This is a genomic window from Bacillus cereus group sp. RP32, assembly GCF_040459735.1.
Classification (GTDB): domain Bacteria; phylum Bacillota; class Bacilli; order Bacillales; family Bacillaceae_G; genus Bacillus_A; species Bacillus_A wiedmannii.
Window position 1 is genome coordinate 4992850 of sequence record NZ_JARVHO010000001.1, and the last position, 16735, is coordinate 5009584.

A 16735-nucleotide genomic window follows, 5' to 3' on the forward strand; every position below is an offset into this window, starting at 1 on the left:
TTTAAAAGGAGAATCACCTCTATAAATTGAATACCATTATTTGAATATGAAACCGGAGGAAGATAAATATATGAAAACAGCTCTTTTACTCGTTGATATTCAAAATGATTATTTTCAACACGGAAAGATGGAATTGCGTAATCCAATAGAAGCAAGCAAATATGCTCGTCAGCTGCTACAACTCTTTAGAACGAAAAACGAACCTATTTTTCATATCCAACATGTAGCAATAAAAAATGACGCTACTTTTTTCCTACCCAATACAGAGGGTGTACATATTCATGAAAGCGTACGTCCACTTAGAGAAGAAACCGTTATACTCAAACATTATCCAAATAGTTTTCGCGAAACTGATCTTCTAGAACAATTACAACGTTTAGACATTGAGCACGTCGTCATATGCGGGATGATGACTCATATGTGTATTGATGCTACCGTAAGGGCTGCTTTTGATTTCGGCTTTCCATGTACCGTTATACATGATGCTTGTGCTACAAAAGATCTTTCTTTTAAGAATGCTACTATACCAGCCGTTTATATTCATAACACAATTTTGGCTAGTTTAAATGGAGTATATGCAACTGTAATGAGTACAGAGGAGTTTGTGGCTACAAAAAAACACTCCCTTCAGTGAGCAACACCGAAAAGAGTATTTCTTGTCAAACCATAGATTTTCTTTCAAATTGTATTATACAGGAAATCCTTAAAATGAATACTAAAAAATATGACTAATAAGTCAACTTTTCTCATTGTTTTGTTTCTATTTACATGTTTATCCCGATATTAATAGGATTTAGCTAGTTCTAATTATCGAATGGTAATATACGGTAATTAGAACTAGTTTCTCCTATCAAAAACGTAACATATTATTTATCTGTTTGTTTTTGCTTCTTTTTCAAATACTCCGCACGCAATTTTTCAATTTGCTGCTTTTTATCAAATTTGGCAGGCGTCTGTTTTTCATGAAACTTTGCCACAGATACCTGACTTTTGTAATCTAATTGATATTTTCCCACTTTGTTCACCTACTTTTCTTGTCTTTAAAGAGAATCTATTCAACAAATATAATATACCTTATTTACTGAAGTAAACCTTATTACTTTATTAGTTTTTCTACTTATATCTATCTTAATCCACATATAGAAATTTTTTCAAAAAAAAAAAAAAAAGAGATCTTCGCAGACTGCGAAGATCTCTTCTACTATTTCTTATAAAGTTTCAGAAGTAGTTTTTGCTTGCATGTGAAGTGCTAAGTAGTCAGGGCCACCAGCTTTAGAGTCTGTACCAGACATGTTAAAGCCACCGAATGGTTGGTAACCTACGATTGCACCAGTACATCCACGGTTGAAGTATAAGTTACCCACATGGAATTCTTCACGTGCTTTTTCAATATGGTCACGGTTATTAGTAACAACAGCACCTGTTAAACCGTATTCTGTATTGTTTGCAATTGCAAGTGCATGATCAAAGTCTTTTGCTTTACAGAATGCTACTACTGGTCCGAAGATTTCTTCTTTCATTAAGCGAGCATCTTCTGCAACGTCAGCAACGATTGTTGGTTGGATGAACCAGCCTTTAGAATCGTCTCCTTCGCCACCTGTTAAGATTCTACCTTCTTCTTTACCAATTGCAACATAGCTCATCACTTTATCGAATGCAGCTTGGTCATTAACAGGACCCATGTTTGTACCTAAAACAGCTGGATTAGCAACTGTTAATTCTTTCGTTAATTCAACAGCACGATTTAATACGTAATCGTATACATCTTCATGGATTACTGCACGAGAACATGCAGAACATTTTTGTCCTGAGAATCCGAATGCTGATGCTACGATAGATTTAGCTGCTAATTCAAGATCTGCTTCTTTATCAACAACGATTGTATCTTTACCACCCATTTCAGCGATAACGCGTTTTAACCAAATTTGGCCTGGGTTTACTTTCGCTGCACGCTCATAAATACGGATACCTACATCACGAGATCCAGTGAAGCTCACGAAACGTGTACGAGGGTGATCTACTAAGTAGTCACCAACTTCAGAACCATTACCTGGAACGAAGTTTACTACGCCAGCTGGTAAGCCAGCTTCTTCTAATACTTCCATGAATTTCGCTGCTACTACAGGAGTTGTACTAGCTGGTTTTAGTAATACTGTGTTACCAGAAACTAAAGCAGCTGTTGTCATACCTGCCATAATTGCGAATGGGAAGTTCCAAGGAGAAATGATAACACCTACTCCTAATGGAATGTAAGAGAAACGATTATATTCAATTGGACGGCTTTCTACTGGAATTCCGTCTTTTAATTTTAACATTTGACGACCATAATATTCCATAAAGTCGATTGCTTCTGCTGTATCAGCATCTGCCTCATTCCACGGTTTACCTGCTTCTTTTACAAGAATAGCAGAGAATTCATGCTTTCTGCGACGAACGATTGCTGCAGCACGGAATAAAATGTCTGCACGCATTTCTGGCTTTGATTTTCTCCAAGTTTGGAATGTTTCATCCGCTACTTGCATTGCTTTTTCAGCTAACTCACGGCTTGCTTTTGAAACGCGACCAACAAGTTCCTCTTTATTTGCAGGGTTTACAGAAACAATTTTGTCTTCTGTAGTGATTTTTTCTCCCCCAATAATTAATGGATAGTCTTGTCCAAGATAAGATTCTACTTTCTTTAAACCTTCTTCAAACGCTAATTTGTTAGCCTCCACTGAAAAATCTGTAAATGGCTCATGTTTGTATGCTACTACCATTCTTTTTAGCCTCCCCTTAGAAAAACGTTTACATTTTACAACATTATTCTACACGATAATTTAGATTTATTCAAATATTCCTAGACTTATATTTTAAAAATTAATTAATTTTTAAAATATAATAAAAAAATAGAGTTATACATACGTATAACTCTACAAAATATGAGTATATTCCAAAATGTTTTTTCCAATCAATAAAATAGTTACTAACAAAAATAAAGTTCTTACATATCCAACACCTTTTTGAACTGCAAACTTCGATCCAAAATAAGCGCCAAAAATCATCGACAATCCCATAATAATACCGTATTCAAAATGAATTACGTCTAAAAATAAAAAAGTAATTAAAGATACGATATTACTAACAAAGTTCAAAAGTTTTCCAGATGCTGCCGCTTGAATAAAATCCAAACCAACTAATAAAAATGCAAAAATTAAAAAGGATCCTGTCCCTGGTCCAAAAAATCCATCGTAAAACCCTATCATTAAAATAACAAAGAAAAATATTAATGTTTTTCTTTTCGTCATCTTCTTATAGGTAGATACACTTCCCCAATCCTTTTTTGCAATAATATAAATGGCAATAAACACCAACATCACAAGCACTAACGGACGTAAAATATCCGGCGGAATAAACTTTACTACTAAAGCGCCTGCGACCGCTCCTATAACAGTTAACGGGATTAACTTTCCTACAATTTTAAAATCGACCTTTCCTGATCGAATAAAATAAACTGCACTCGTAAACGTCCCCATCGTTGCAGCTAATTTATTCGTTGCAATTGCCGAAGCTGGTGGTAAACCAACAAACATAAGTGCTGGAAGCGAAATTAATCCTCCACCGCCAACAACTGAATCAATAAAAGCTGCTAAAAAGCCGAATGCAATTAATAAAATAATGACTTGAAAACTTAATTCGTCCATGTGCTTTACCCCTTACCCCCATTATTTATAACATTTTAAATTATAACAAAATACCTCAAGAAAAAAAGCCGTTCCATAAAGGAACAGCCCTCCTATTTAATCTAAAATTTTCACAAATGGTTCATCTTGCTTCGCTTCACGTATAATAATCGCTTCTGGACGTTCTACAGATTTAATCGTTACTTGTACTTTCATATAATTCGGGAAGTATTCCATAACAAGCCCGGCTACATATTGTGTAAAACCAATTATTTCTGCTTTCCCATTAAACTGGACAGGAATATCAAGCTTTATTTCTCTTAATTCATCGTCTCTATACATACCAGTACCGATAACAGCTGTATAGTCGCCTTGGAAATAATCGCTTAGTTTTGCTTTAAAGTTCGATACTCTCGCAAGATCTTCACGTTTATTATCTGTTTTTGCTTGTTCAGATGGGAATAAATAATATTTCTCATTAATTTGTTTCCAATCCTCAACCGTTTCACTGCCTTTTTCAACATTCGCATAAGAAACAAAGTTACCTGGCACGAGTGAAGCCTTTGGAGCCTGACGATAAATTGCAAATGTTATCGGAATATTTTTTGTTTCAGGCTTTTTTTGATGCATAAATTTCAAGACTTCTTGCGCCATTTTTTTCCCTTCCGCTAACATTTTTTCTTGCTCAATTTTAGCCTCACGCGGATAACCATGCTCTTCCTCGTAATAATGAACCGAATTCATCGCTAAACCAACTACTATGCCTTTGCGCTCATCTGTTTCGCCTTTTTTCACATAATAATCATGCTCTAAAATATTTGAAATATATATTGGATTTTTTTTATTTTTTGCCTCTAATGATTCAGATCCTCCACCTAACGCTGGGTTTAACCCAATGTTTGGAAATTTAACTGCATCTTTTTTTAATTTGTCCTCTAGTTCCTTTTGTTCAGCATCTGTACGCTTTCTTTTAACAAGCATCTGCACATTTTGAGTATCTAGAACATCTCCACCTTTAAAGAAATGATCTTTCGTACTAAAGGATTCTTTTGCAATACGCATTAATCCTGTTTCAAATTCATCTATATCAAGACGATTACTTAATCCTTGTACAACTAATCCGCGTGCAGCTCCTGCTTCAAATGGAATAGTCGCCTTATAATATTCATCCGAAATAGCGTACTTCGGAACGATTGCTTGTTCTTTTGCTTTCCCCGATTTCTCAACCACTTTTTCATCTTTATCGGCACCTGCACTACACCCACTTACGAGTAGGCCAAGGCTTAATACCGCTAATGCTATTTTTTTCATGGTAAGTTTGCACCTCTTACTTATTTAGCTCTTGTAAGAACCTCTCTTCATTCCAAACCTCAACATTATGCTTCTCTGCTTGTGCTAATTTCGAACCTGCCGCTTCACCTGCAACAACTAAATCCGTACTTTTACTAACACTTCCTGTGACTTTTCCACCTAATGCCTCAATCTTCTTCTTCGCTTCACTACGTCCCATAACTTCTAATTTACCTGTTAAAACGACAGTTTTTCCTGCGAAGTAAGATTCAACATTTTGTAAATCAGCCATTTTTATACCTTTGTATGCCATATTCACGCCATACTCTTTAAATTGTTGTAATAACTCTAATACGTCTTCATTATCAAAATACGTCACGACAGATTGAGCCATTTTTTCGCCAATTTCATTAATTGCTTTTAGTTCTTCTTCCGTTGCTTTCACAAGCGCATCCATCGTTTCAAAATGCTCTGCAAATGTACGGGCTGCTTTCGCTCCAACATGGCGAATACCAAGACCAAATAATAATCGTTCTAATGAGTTGTCTTTAGAATTCTCAATTGCTTGTACTAAATTCGTTGCTGATTTTTCACCGAATCGTTCTAGCTGTAATAATTGCTCTTTCGTCAACGAATATAAATCAGCGAATGTACGAATATAATCAGCATCAAAGAGTTGTGTAATGACACGTTCTCCAAGTCCATCAATATTCATTGCATTTCTTGAAACGAAATGGATTAATCCTTCTCGAATTTGAGCCGGACAAGTTGGATTTATACAGCGAAGTGCTACCTCTTCTTCTAAACGAACTAGTTCACTCTCACATGCTGGGCAATGCGTTGGCATATGATATTCTTCTTCCTCACCAGTACGCTTATCAAAAATAACGTTCACAACTTCAGGAATAATATCTCCGGCCTTCTTCACAACAACATAGTCACCAATTCGAATGTCTTTTTCACGAATTAAATCTTCGTTATGTAAAGAGGCACGACGAACGATAGTACCAGCCACTCGCACTGCCTCTAGCTCTGCAGTCGGTGTTACAACCCCTGTGCGACCAACACTTAATTCAATGCCTGTTAATCTTGTTACAACTTCTTCAGCCGGGAATTTATAAGCAATCGCCCATCTTGGACTCTTTGCTGTAGTTCCTAAACTTTCTTGAAGAGCAACATCATCCACTTTTATAACGATTCCATCGATCTCATAATCAAGATGCGGACGTTTTTCTTGCCATTCTTCTACATAAGCTATAACTTCTTCGATTGTTTCACATGTACGACGATTTGGATTTGTTTTGAATCCAAGTTCACCTAAGAAATCAAGCGATTCACTATGTGATGGAATTGTTTTTTCTTCTACATTCGCAAGACCGTACACAAACATAGATAAGTTACGCTTCGCTGCAATTTTTGGATCAAGTTGGCGTATTGAACCTGCTGCCGCATTACGCGGATTCGCAAATACATCTTCACCATTTTGTTCTTTTTCTTCATTTAACTTAACGAATGAACGCTTCGGCATATAAGCTTCGCCTCGTGCTTCTAATGTCACTTCTTCATTTAAACGGAGCGGGATCGCTTTAATCGTTTTTAAATTTTGAGTAATATCTTCACCTGTTACACCATCACCACGTGTTGCCCCTTGAATGAAGCGTCCTTTTTCATAATGAAGTGAAACAGCAAGTCCGTCAATTTTTAATTCGCATATATATCTTACATTCGCATCATCAATTCCTTGGCGTACTCGTCGGTCGAAATCACGTAAATCTCCTTCGTTAAATGCATTTCCTAAACTTAACATCGGTGACTTATGTGTGACTTTTTCAAATATATCAAGAACCATTCCTCCAACGCGAATGGAGGGAGAGTCTTCACTTATAAACTCTGGATTCTCTGCTTCTAATTTTATAAGCTCCTGCATATTACGGTCATACTCCGCATCAGGAACAGAAGGATTGTCTAATACGTGATACTGATAGTTAAATGTATTTAACAAATCACGCAGTTCTTCTATACGTTGTTTTGCTATCTCTTTTGACATATCCTCATTCCTTTCCTATTGTTTCGTCACAGGTGCAAATTTTGCTAACAAACGTTTAACACCAATCGGGCTTGGGAACGCAATATCTAATTCTTTTGCATCACCTTCACCTTTTACACTGACCACTGTACCGACTCCCCATTTTTGGTGGGACGCTTTATCACCTACTGCCCAGCCAATTTGCTCGCCGCCTGTCGTCTTAGCTGCAGGACGCGCGAAAGCTGAACGAGAGCGTGTTGTAGTTGTAGTTGTCATTTTACTTGTACTTGTCGTTCTGCCTTTTGCACCAAACGAAGTTTCACGCTTTGGCGCTGTTTCATTTAACGATTCTACTAGCTCTGCCGGGATTTCTGTAATAAATCGAGAGGCAGCGTTCATACTTGTTCTACCAAATAAAGTACGCATTTGTGCGTTAGATAAATATAACTCTTCTTCTGCACGAGTAATACCTACATAAGCAAGGCGACGCTCTTCCTGCATTTCATCTTCTTCCATTAGAGAACGAGTATGCGGGAATATTCCTTCCTCTAACCCAACAATAAAGACAACTGGGAACTCTAATCCTTTCGCTGAGTGCATCGTCATTAAAATAACTTCCTCACCAGCAGTTGGATCTTCATCGACACGATCAATATCAGCAACAAGCGCTAAGTCTGTTAAGAATGCAACAAGGCTCTTATCTTCGCTTTGAGATTCAAATGTTTGCGTAACAGATAAAAACTCATCTAAGTTCTCTAAACGACCTTCTGCTTCTAAAGTACGCTCGTTTTTCAACATATCGCGATAGCCTGTTTTTTCAATAACTTCTTCTACCAATTCTGTAACAGATAAATACTCTTGCATATTTACCCAGTTGTGTAATAAACCAGCGAATTCTTTTACTGCCTTTGTAATTTTTGCACTTACTCCAACATGCTCAATCTCATCGAATACAGCAGTTAATGAAATTCCGTTTTGTACACCATAATTAATAATTTTATCGATAGAAGTAGCACCAATTCCGCGCTTTGGCATGTTAATAATACGTGCGAAACTAATCTCATCATCTGGATTCCCAATTAAACGTAAATACGCCAAAATATCTTTAATCTCTTTACGATCGTAGAACTTCGTACCACCGACAATTTTGTAAGGAATATTAGATTTCAGGAAAATCTCCTCGACCATACGAGACTGGGCATTTGTACGATATAGCACTGCAAAGTCCGTATATTTTCGTTTTCCCATTTGAATATCGTCACGAATTTTTTTCGCAACAAAATATGCTTCGTCTTTTTCCGTCGCAGCACGGTAATATGAGATTTTGCTTCCAACTTGATTGTCTGTCCATAATTTTTTCGGTTTACGGTTTGAATTTTTTTCAATAACAGCATTCGCTGCATTTAAAATATTTTGTGACGAACGATAGTTTTGTTCTAACAGAATAACTTGCGCATTCTCATAGTCTTTTTCGAATGACAAAATGTTAGAAATGTCAGCCCCGCGCCAACGGTAAATAGACTGATCTGAGTCACCTACAACACATAAATTTTTAAAACGTGCTGCTAAATGTTTTACAAGAAGGTACTGCGCTTTGTTCGTATCTTGATACTCATCCACGTGAATATATTGGAACTTACGCTGATAAAACTCTAGTACTTCTGGAACACGTTCAAATAGCTGAATCGTTGTCATAATTAAATCATCAAAGTCTAATGAGTTATTTTTCAGAAGACGTTTTTGATATTCTGTATATACATCGCTCGTTAATTTTTCATATGGATCAGCGATTGTAATTTTTTTCGCATATTTATCTGCAGATAACAATTCATTTTTCGCATTACTAATACCAGCTAAAATAGAGCGCGGCTCAAATTTCTTCGGATCAATATTGCGCTCTTTCATAATTTTTTTGACTACAGTTAACTGATCGCCTGAATCTAGGATTGTAAAGTTACGATTAATACCAATACGATCGATATCACGTCGTAAAATACGTACACACATAGAGTGGAACGTAGAAATCCAAATATCTTCTGCTTCTGGTCCGACAAGTGTATCAATACGCTCGCGCATTTCACGAGCCGCTTTATTTGTAAAGGTAATAGCTAGTACATTCCATGGCGCTACACCTTTTTCACCAAGTAAATACGCAATACGATGTGTTAACACACGTGTTTTACCACTACCTGCACCTGCCATTAATAGAAGTGGTCCGTTCGTTGTTTGTACTGCTTTTTGTTGCTGCGGATTTAAACCATTTAATAACTTATCTGTCTTACTCATATACGCCTGCACCTACTCTCCTTTTACTGCTTTAACTGTTTTTAACGCGGATTTTATATCATCATAAATAATATTTCCAACAACTACTGTATCAGCGTATTGTGCCATTTCCTTCGCTTGTTCAGCATTAGAAATACCGCCGCCATAATATAACTTCGCTTGTTTTAATTCTGCTTTTACATTTTTAACAAGTTCAACGTCTCCATACGTACCGCTATATTCTAAATAAAATATTGGTAGACGTAATAGCTTGTCTGCTAAACGCGCGTATGCAATCACATCATCTTCTGTTACATCACATTTCGCATCTGTAAGCTGGGCTACTTTCGCTTCAGGATTTAAAACACAATACCCTTCCATGAAAATTTCGTCCCAATCCATAATATCCCCAAATTCTTTCAAAGCCTCATGATGAACGCCTGTTACCCATTCTACTTTTCGGCTATTTAAAACGCTTGGGATATAATAAAAATCAAATCCTGGTGTAATTGCTTCCACATCAGAAACCTCTAACACACAAGGAACTGCATATCTACGAATGCTAACTAGCATGTGTAATACATTATCAATTGTAACTCCATCACTTCCGCCTACAATAACAGCATCTGTTCCAGACTCACAAATCATTTCTAAATGTTCGTCACTTAACTCCTTATTTGGATCGAGCTTAAATACATGTTTCCACCCGGAAATATCGTACATGAAAACACCCTTTCTTTTCTCTAGTTATATATATTTCTGTTCAAAATAACAGTTTATTTTCATCAGGATTTTTTAACTTCATCTTAAATATTTGTTTAAAACGGAGAATTAAGTTTGGAATTCCCTCTTCCATAGTTTTTCAAACGAGAGGATTTAATTTTGAACTTCCTTTTGTGCATTCTTTCATTATAACAAAAAAAGCTACTTACACACACGCACATTCCAACATCTTTTTCAACGTCAAATGTTGGATTACATATCCCCAAAATCACACGGGATACTAATAAGAGAAATAGTATTATCTATTTCAACTTTCATAAAAAGGAGTGTTTTTCTAATGAAGCAAAACATCGGTACAATAAATGCCCTAATTCGAATTACACTCGGACTTATCCTCTTCGGCTGTAGTAGTGCTAAACTTGTACGCAAGCCGTGGTGCACTTGGTCTAACGTCTTGCTATGGATTGGTGCAATGAAAATCGCAGAGGGAATTGTTCGTTTCTGCCCCGTTGTTGAAATGTGGAAATTCGGAAAATACATGAATATGGGGGCATTTAAAATGCCTAGCATGAATTTTACTGAAAAGGGACATGCTAAAGAAGAAGTGAATCAAACTTCCAATCACGACAAACCACAGTCAAATGGAGGTTTTGACGCTTCTGACAAAGAGATTGAGTCAGCGATTGAAGATATAATCCTGGCAAAACCGCTTTGAATCATTTGTCACGATGCAAGATGCTCTCAAAGGGACTTAGCTGCTGCAGTGGGCGGTTAAGTCTTCTTTATTTTACCATAAAACAGAACGTATATTCTTGTTTCAGACCTCAAAATATACATAAGAGATACTTAATAATTAATTTCAGAAAATTAATTGTAGAGCCCTTGCATAAAATGATATAAAAGTGATATCATTTTTATATCAGGAGGCGATCATATGAAAGAAAAACAAGTTTTTTATGTAAATGGTTTTCTCGGTATTATCGGGATTTTAATTTTAGCCGCTATCGGTGTATTTTTCCTTGTACAAGAAATTTTCATAGGAGCGGCATTAACTATTATTTTAGCCGCCGTTCTTGCTACAGGTATTGGTATTGTTCAACCAAACCAAGCAAAAGTTATTACGTTTTTCGGTAATTATTTAGGAACAATTCGTCAAAACGGTTTATTTTTAACAATTCCATTCGCATTCCGTCAAACTGTATCGTTACGTGTTGAAAACTTTAATAGTAAGAAGTTAAAAGTAAACGATATTGAGGGAAATCCAATTGAAATTGCAGCCGTTATCGTATATAAAGTAGTTGATTCTGCAAAAGCAATGTTCGGTGTTGAACATTACGATCGATTTGTAGAAATTCAAAGTGAAACAGCAATCCGCCACGTCGCAACAAAATATCCTTATGACAATTTCCAAGATGAAACTTGCATCACGTTACGCGGAAATACTGAAGAAATCTCTGAAGAATTAAAACGTGAGTTAGAAGCGCGCCTTGAAATCGCTGGCGTAGAAGTATTAGAAACTCGTTTAACACATTTAGCTTACGCAACAGAAATTGCCCATGCAATGCTACAACGTCAACAAGCAAAAGCAGTATTAGCTGCTAGAAAAGAGATTGTTGAAGGTGCTGTGAAGATGGCGAAAGATTCAATCCATATGTTAGATGAGGAAGGCGTACTTGAATTAGATGACGAGCGTAAAGCAAATATGGTGAACAACTTATTAGTTGCCATCGTTTCAGATAAAGGTGCACAACCAGTTATTAATACAGGAAGCCTATATTAAAAGGTTGTAAATCATTATGGCTAAAAAGAAAAGCTTTCCATTACGTATTGATCCTGAATTACACGCAGTCATCGAAAAATGGGCGAATGATGAGTTTCGTAGCGTCAATGCACACATCGAGTATTTACTTCGAGAAATGGCAAAGCAAAAAGGAAAATTGAAAAAAGATAAAGATAAAGATGCATAAAAAATCCCGCTGAGAAATCAGCGGGATTTTTACATATTAGCTTCTCGTCATCTCATGCCCAATTGCACGATATCCTATATCACTTCGGTAAAATAGACCATCACTCTCAATTTTGCCGATTTCTTTATACACCTTATCTTTCGCTGCTTGTAAACCGTCCGCCTTACAAGCAACAAATAGTACACGGCCACCATTTGTTACAAAGTCACCATGCTTCATCGCTGTACCTGAATGGAAAACAATTACATCTTTCAGTGCATCTAATCCTTTAATAATGTCACCTTTTTTATATGCTTCCGGATACCCTTTCGAAGCAAGTACAACACCAATTATCGCTTCCTCTGACCACTGTAACGTTAATTCACTTTCATCTAATACAGCGTTACATACATCAACTAAATCATTTTCTAAGCGAGGTAATACTACTTCCGTTTCAGGATCACCAAAGCGTGCATTAAATTCAATTACCTTCGGGCCATCATTTGTTAAAATAAGTCCCGCATATAAAATTCCTGTAAACGAACGGTTTTCTGCAATCATCGCCTTGGCAGTTGGATGTAATACCATTTTTATTGCCTCTTGAACTGCTGATTCTGGAATTTGTGGTACTGGAGAATACGCACCCATTCCGCCTGTATTTGGACCTTTATCACCATCAAAAGCTCGTTTATGATCTTGCGCAATTACCATCGGATGCACAGTTGTTCCATTTACAAATGCCATTAATGAAAATTCTTGTCCATCTAAAAACTCTTCAATAACGACCTTCTTGCTCGCTTCGCCGAACTTCACATCTTGTAGCATCTCTTTCACAGCTTGTAATGCTTCTTCAAGCGTCATTGCTACCGTTACACCTTTACCAGCAGCTAGGCCGTCAGCTTTAATAACGATTGGCGCACCAACTTTTTGAATATACTGTACTGCTTCTTCATAGTTTGTAAAAGTTTCATATGCCGCAGTTGGAATATCATATTTTTTCATCAATTCTTTCGTAAAAGCCTTACTACCTTCAATAACAGCAGCCGCCTTATTTGGGCCAAACACACGAAGTCCCTCTTCGTTAAATCGATCAACAATTCCATTCATAAGCGGAATTTCTGGTCCAACGAAAGTTAATTCAACCTTATTCTCTTTAGCAAATAAAACTAATGCATCAAAATCATTTTCATCAATATCAACTGGTGTTGCAACATCGCGCATACCTTCATTACCAGGTGCTACATATACCTTTTCCACCTTTTCAGATTGCGCAAACTTCCAAGCTAAAGCATGCTCACGCCCACCGCGGCCAATTACTAAAACATTCATATTTCATCCCCCAATACTTAAATAAGTACAAACTAGAAGCTCTGCTCCTAGTTTGTTTTCATATCAATCAAAGTTTAAAAGGGAGGATCAAGAGAACCGAGCAGGTCGAGGCACATTTGACAGGAGGACACGGAATGTAGCTTTCCTACATGAGTACCGCACTGGCAATGCAACGACGACATGCGACAGTTATCTTGACCGGACCTTTTAAATATCCTCTATTAGTGTTTGAAATGACGTACTCCAGTGAACACCATCGTAATCCCATACTTATCCGCCACTTTAATAGAATCTTCATCACGGATTGATCCGCCTGGTTGAATGATTGCTGTAATCCCTGCTCTTGCTGCTTCTTCTACTGTATCTGGCATTGGGAAGAAAGCATCAGATGCAAGTGCGCTACCTTGTGCTTTTTCGCCAGCTTGTGTAATTGCGATTTTTGCAGAACCTACACGGTTCATCTGTCCCGCGCCTACACCAACTGTCATGTTATCATTCGCTAAAACAATTGCGTTTGATTTCACATGTTTTACAACTTTCCAAGCTAGTTTTAAATCTTTCCATTCTCGCTCTGATGGTTCACGTTTTGTCGGAATTGAAATTGTACTTTCATCTAATGATAACGTATCTTCCTCTTGAACGAGAAGACCACCTTGTACAGAAGTTAGTTTTTTGCTTGCACTTGTCGCTTTTTCAATATTTACAGTTAGTAGACGTAAGTTTTTCTTACTTTGCAATACTTCTAAAGCTTCTTTTGAGAAAGAAGGTGCAATAATGATTTCTAAGAAAATTTCGTGTAACTTTTCTGCTGTAGCTTTATCAATTTTACGATTTGCTGCAATAATTCCACCGAAGATTGATACTGGATCTGCTTCATAAGCGCGTGTGTATGCTTCATGAATATCAGTACCCACTCCAACACCACATGGATTCATATGTTTTACTGCTACTACTGCTGGCTCTGTAAATTCTTTTACAATACTAAGTGCTGCATCTGCATCATTAATATTGTTGTAAGATAATTCTTTACCGTGTAATTGTTCTGCGTATGCAACAGAAGAAGTTACAGCGAATGGTGCTTTATAGAAGGTTGCTTTTTGATGTGGATTTTCTCCATAGCGTAAATCTTGTTTTTTCTCAAATGTCACTGTTAATGTTTCTGGGCTTTCTTCCCCCATTTGCTCTGTTAAGTAGTTAGAGATTAACGCATCATATGCCGCTGTATGACGGAATACTTTCGCTGCTAATTTACGTTTTGTTTCTTCTTTTACTTCACCGTTCTCTTTCAGTTCTGCTAATACAACATCGTAATCTACTGGATCTACAATTACCGATACAAATTTATGATTTTTCGCAGCAGAGCGAATCATTGTTGGACCACCGATATCAATATTTTCAATTGCATCAGCAAATGTTACATCAGGCTTAGCGATTGTTTCTTTAAATGGGTATAAGTTAACAACAACAAAATCAATTGCTTGAATACCTAATTCATTCATTTGCGCTACATGCGTTTCATTATCACGAACCGCTAATAGACCACCATGAATATTTGGGTGTAATGTTTTTACACGTCCATCCATAATTTCCGGGAAACCAGTTATTTCAGAAATACCGATTACTTGTAAGCCGTTTTCTTCTAGTAATTTTTTTGTACCACCTGTTGAAATAACTTCAATCCCTTGTTCTAGTAAACCTTTAACAAATTCTACTACTCCTGTTTTATCTGAAACACTTACTAATGCACGCTTTTTCATTTATCCTTCACCCCTGGTTGTATGTTAGTTAACAGTTGTTTCTTTCGCAGACTGAACAATTTGATTCACTGTATTTACGTATAATTTATGTTCAACTTGTTGAATTTTCTTTTGTAAGCTTTCTCTCGTATCCCCTTCAGAAACAACTACTGCTTCTTGCGCAATAATTGGACCTGTATCCATACCTGCATCTACATAATGAATTGTTACTCCAGTTACTTTCACACCTGCTTCTAACGCTTGACCGACAGCATCTTTACCAGGAAAACTCGGTAATAGTGACGGATGAATATTAATAATCTTCCCACCATACGCTCCTAATAAAGTCGGCCCAATTAAACGCATATATCCAGCTAAAATGACATAATCAATCTCATACTCTTCTAGCTTCTTTAATATTTCTTTTTCAAATGCTTCTTTTGACTCATATGCTTTCGCTGAAAAGGCGAAACACGGAATATGATGATAATGTGCCCGTCCAACAGCACGTGCTTCTGGTTTATCACATACTAATAAACTAATTTCTGCATCCAATCTTTTTTCTTCTATCGCATTAACGAGAGATTGAAAGTTAGAGCCGCTTCCAGAAGCAAAAACTGCTAATCTACTCATAGTGCCGTGCCCCCATTGAAGGTAACGCCAGTTCCTTGTACAGTACGTCCAATAATACGAGCTGTTTCTCCTTGCTCTTCAAGAAGACGAACGATATCTTTTGCCTCTTCTTCCTTCACCGCTACTACCATACCAATACCCATGTTAAAAATATTGAACATTTCTTTCTCTTCTAGTTTTCCCACTTCTTGAAGTAAACTGAAGATCGGTTGAATTTTCCAAGATCCTAATTCAATTTCTGCACCGATTCCTTCTGGTAACATACGTGGAATATTTTCAATGAATCCGCCACCTGTAATATGCGCCATACCGTATACTTCATATTTCTTCAATAGTTCTAAAATAGGTTTGACATAAATTTTCGTTGGTTTTAATAATTCTTCACCAAGAGGTAGTTCTAAGCGTCCGTAAATGCGATCTAAAGATAGTTCTCCATCTTCTAGTAATACTTTTCGTACTAAAGAATAACCATTACTATGAATACCGCTAGATGCTAAGCCAATTAATACTTGACCAGCTTCAATTTTTTCACCTGTTACAATTTTCTTTTTATCAACAATTCCAACTGTAAAACCAGCTAAATCGTATTCTTCCGTAGAATACATTCCTGGCATTTCAGCTGTTTCTCCACCAATTAATGCACAACCAGCTTGGCGACAGCCCTCTGATATACCTTTGACGATGTTTTCAATTTTACTAGGTTCAGCTTTACCACAAGCAATATAATCAAGGAAGAAAAGCGGCTCTGCTCCTTGGACAACAATATCATTTACACACATTGCTACTGCATCAATACCAATTGTGTCATGTTTATCTGCCATAAAAGCGAGCATCAATTTTGTTCCCACGCCATCTGTTCCAGATACTAATACAGGTTCTTCTAATGCAAATTTTGATAAATCAAACATACCTCCAAAACCGCCTAGACCGCCTAGTACTTCTTTTCTCATTGTTGTTTGTACGTGTTTTTTCATGCGAGATACCGCTTCATATCCAGCTTCAATATCTACTCCTGCTTGCTTATATGCATTCGCCATCGTTATCTACACCTCGTCTTTTAATTTCTCCCTATTCAGGGCGGGCCATTTTAAGAAAGAAGCTAGCTTCTACATCAAAAGAAGTAGAAGC

General features: G+C 36.9%; 15 protein-coding genes. 4 read left to right on the forward strand and 11 right to left on the reverse strand.

Translation table 11 applies throughout. The features are described from left to right. The first annotated feature begins 70 nt into the window (after positions 1 to 70). A complete protein-coding gene (locus QCI46_RS25640) occupies positions 71 to 634 on the forward strand; it encodes a cysteine hydrolase family protein (protein ID WP_353841728.1) in 564 nt (187 codons plus the stop codon). Between the two features lie 232 nt (positions 635 to 866). Here the strand turns inward: QCI46_RS25640 and QCI46_RS25645 are convergent, their stop codons facing one another. The 7 genes from QCI46_RS25645 to pcrB form a co-directional block, all read right to left on the reverse strand. Continuing rightward, positions 867 to 1016, reverse strand: coding sequence for a hypothetical protein (locus tag QCI46_RS25645; RefSeq protein ID WP_000521654.1), 150 nt, complete (start codon positions 1014 to 1016; stop codon positions 867 to 869). Between the two features lie 192 nt (positions 1017 to 1208). After that, positions 1209 to 2756, reverse strand: a complete 1548-nt coding sequence (gene pruA / locus QCI46_RS25650) for an L-glutamate gamma-semialdehyde dehydrogenase (protein ID WP_087982225.1) — start codon at positions 2754 to 2756, stop codon at positions 1209 to 1211. A 153-nt stretch (positions 2757 to 2909) separates the two neighbouring features. Next, on the reverse strand, positions 2910 to 3680 hold the full coding sequence (locus QCI46_RS25655) for a TSUP family transporter (RefSeq protein ID WP_048567196.1): 771 nt from the start codon (positions 3678 to 3680) through the stop codon (positions 2910 to 2912). Between the two features lie 96 nt (positions 3681 to 3776). Then, positions 3777 to 4970, reverse strand: a complete 1194-nt coding sequence (locus QCI46_RS25660; RefSeq protein ID WP_353841729.1) for a CamS family sex pheromone protein — start codon at positions 4968 to 4970, stop codon at positions 3777 to 3779. A gap of 16 nt (positions 4971 to 4986) precedes the next feature. Continuing rightward, entirely contained in the window at positions 4987 to 6996 is a 2010-nt protein-coding gene (ligA, locus tag QCI46_RS25665) for an NAD-dependent DNA ligase LigA (protein ID WP_353841730.1), read from the reverse strand. A 15-nt stretch (positions 6997 to 7011) separates the two neighbouring features. Continuing rightward, positions 7012 to 9261 (reverse strand): DNA helicase PcrA, encoded by a 2250-nt coding sequence (gene pcrA / locus QCI46_RS25670; protein WP_353841731.1) that lies wholly within the window; start codon positions 9259 to 9261, stop codon positions 7012 to 7014. A 12-nt stretch (positions 9262 to 9273) separates the two neighbouring features. Then, on the reverse strand, positions 9274 to 9963 hold the full coding sequence (gene pcrB / locus QCI46_RS25675) for a heptaprenylglyceryl phosphate synthase (protein WP_000272092.1): 690 nt from the start codon (positions 9961 to 9963) through the stop codon (positions 9274 to 9276). 337 nt (positions 9964 to 10300) lie between these two features. Here pcrB and QCI46_RS25680 point away from each other — a divergent pair, with 337 nt between their 5' ends. From QCI46_RS25680 to QCI46_RS25690, 3 genes are all read left to right on the forward strand, one after another. Further along, positions 10301 to 10678, forward strand: coding sequence for a YgaP family membrane protein (locus tag QCI46_RS25680; RefSeq protein ID WP_353841732.1), 378 nt, complete (start codon positions 10301 to 10303; stop codon positions 10676 to 10678). A gap of 219 nt (positions 10679 to 10897) precedes the next feature. Beyond that, complete coding sequence (locus QCI46_RS25685; protein WP_000660682.1) at positions 10898 to 11743, forward strand: SPFH domain-containing protein; 846 nt, start codon at positions 10898 to 10900, stop codon at positions 11741 to 11743. Positions 11744 to 11759: 16 nt separating this feature from the next. Then, positions 11760 to 11930: a type II toxin-antitoxin system antitoxin gene (locus QCI46_RS25690; protein ID WP_353841733.1), complete on the forward strand. Its 171-nt coding sequence runs from the start codon at positions 11760 to 11762 to the stop codon at positions 11928 to 11930. A gap of 36 nt (positions 11931 to 11966) precedes the next feature. On the opposite strand, the gene purD is transcribed toward QCI46_RS25690, so the two are convergent. From purD to purM, 4 genes are all read right to left on the reverse strand, one after another. Further along, positions 11967 to 13238 carry a phosphoribosylamine--glycine ligase gene (gene purD / locus QCI46_RS25695; protein ID WP_327958696.1) on the reverse strand — a complete coding sequence of 424 codons (1272 nt, stop codon included), beginning with the start codon at positions 13236 to 13238 and terminating at the stop codon, positions 11967 to 11969. 221 nt (positions 13239 to 13459) lie between these two features. Continuing rightward, on the reverse strand, positions 13460 to 14995 hold the full coding sequence (gene purH / locus QCI46_RS25700) for a bifunctional phosphoribosylaminoimidazolecarboxamide formyltransferase/IMP cyclohydrolase (protein WP_353841734.1): 1536 nt from the start codon (positions 14993 to 14995) through the stop codon (positions 13460 to 13462). 24 nt (positions 14996 to 15019) lie between these two features. After that, a complete protein-coding gene (gene purN, locus QCI46_RS25705) occupies positions 15020 to 15607 on the reverse strand; it encodes a phosphoribosylglycinamide formyltransferase (protein ID WP_353841735.1) in 588 nt (195 codons plus the stop codon). Next, a complete protein-coding gene (purM, locus tag QCI46_RS25710) occupies positions 15604 to 16644 on the reverse strand; it encodes a phosphoribosylformylglycinamidine cyclo-ligase (RefSeq protein ID WP_001262447.1) in 1041 nt (346 codons plus the stop codon). Before purM ends, purN begins: the two co-directional genes overlap by 4 nt. Positions 16645 to 16735: the final 91 nt, after the last annotated feature.

What these genes read in the sequence shown, in the direction of transcription:
- QCI46_RS25640 (WP_353841728.1), top strand. Translation starts at nt 71, where the DNA reads ATGAAAACAGCTCTTTTACTCGTTGATATTCAAAATGATTATTTTCAA.
- pruA (WP_087982225.1), bottom strand. Translation starts at nt 2,756, where the DNA reads ATGGTAGTAGCATACAAACATGAGCCATTTACAGATTTTTCAGTGGAG.
- QCI46_RS25655 (WP_048567196.1), bottom strand. Translation starts at nt 3,680, where the DNA reads ATGGACGAATTAAGTTTTCAAGTCATTATTTTATTAATTGCATTCGGC.
- QCI46_RS25660 (WP_353841729.1), bottom strand. Translation starts at nt 4,970, where the DNA reads ATGAAAAAAATAGCATTAGCGGTATTAAGCCTTGGCCTACTCGTAAGT.
- ligA (WP_353841730.1), bottom strand. Translation starts at nt 6,996, where the DNA reads ATGTCAAAAGAGATAGCAAAACAACGTATAGAAGAACTGCGTGATTTG.
- pcrA (WP_353841731.1), bottom strand. Translation starts at nt 9,261, where the DNA reads ATGAGTAAGACAGATAAGTTATTAAATGGTTTAAATCCGCAGCAACAA.
- pcrB (WP_000272092.1), bottom strand. Translation starts at nt 9,963, where the DNA reads ATGTACGATATTTCCGGGTGGAAACATGTATTTAAGCTCGATCCAAAT.
- QCI46_RS25680 (WP_353841732.1), top strand. Translation starts at nt 10,301, where the DNA reads ATGAAGCAAAACATCGGTACAATAAATGCCCTAATTCGAATTACACTC.
- QCI46_RS25685 (WP_000660682.1), top strand. Translation starts at nt 10,898, where the DNA reads ATGAAAGAAAAACAAGTTTTTTATGTAAATGGTTTTCTCGGTATTATC.
- QCI46_RS25690 (WP_353841733.1), top strand. Translation starts at nt 11,760, where the DNA reads ATGGCTAAAAAGAAAAGCTTTCCATTACGTATTGATCCTGAATTACAC.
- purD (WP_327958696.1), bottom strand. Translation starts at nt 13,238, where the DNA reads ATGAATGTTTTAGTAATTGGCCGCGGTGGGCGTGAGCATGCTTTAGCT.
- purH (WP_353841734.1), bottom strand. Translation starts at nt 14,995, where the DNA reads ATGAAAAAGCGTGCATTAGTAAGTGTTTCAGATAAAACAGGAGTAGTA.
- purN (WP_353841735.1), bottom strand. Translation starts at nt 15,607, where the DNA reads ATGAGTAGATTAGCAGTTTTTGCTTCTGGAAGCGGCTCTAACTTTCAA.
- purM (WP_001262447.1), bottom strand. Translation starts at nt 16,644, where the DNA reads ATGGCGAATGCATATAAGCAAGCAGGAGTAGATATTGAAGCTGGATAT.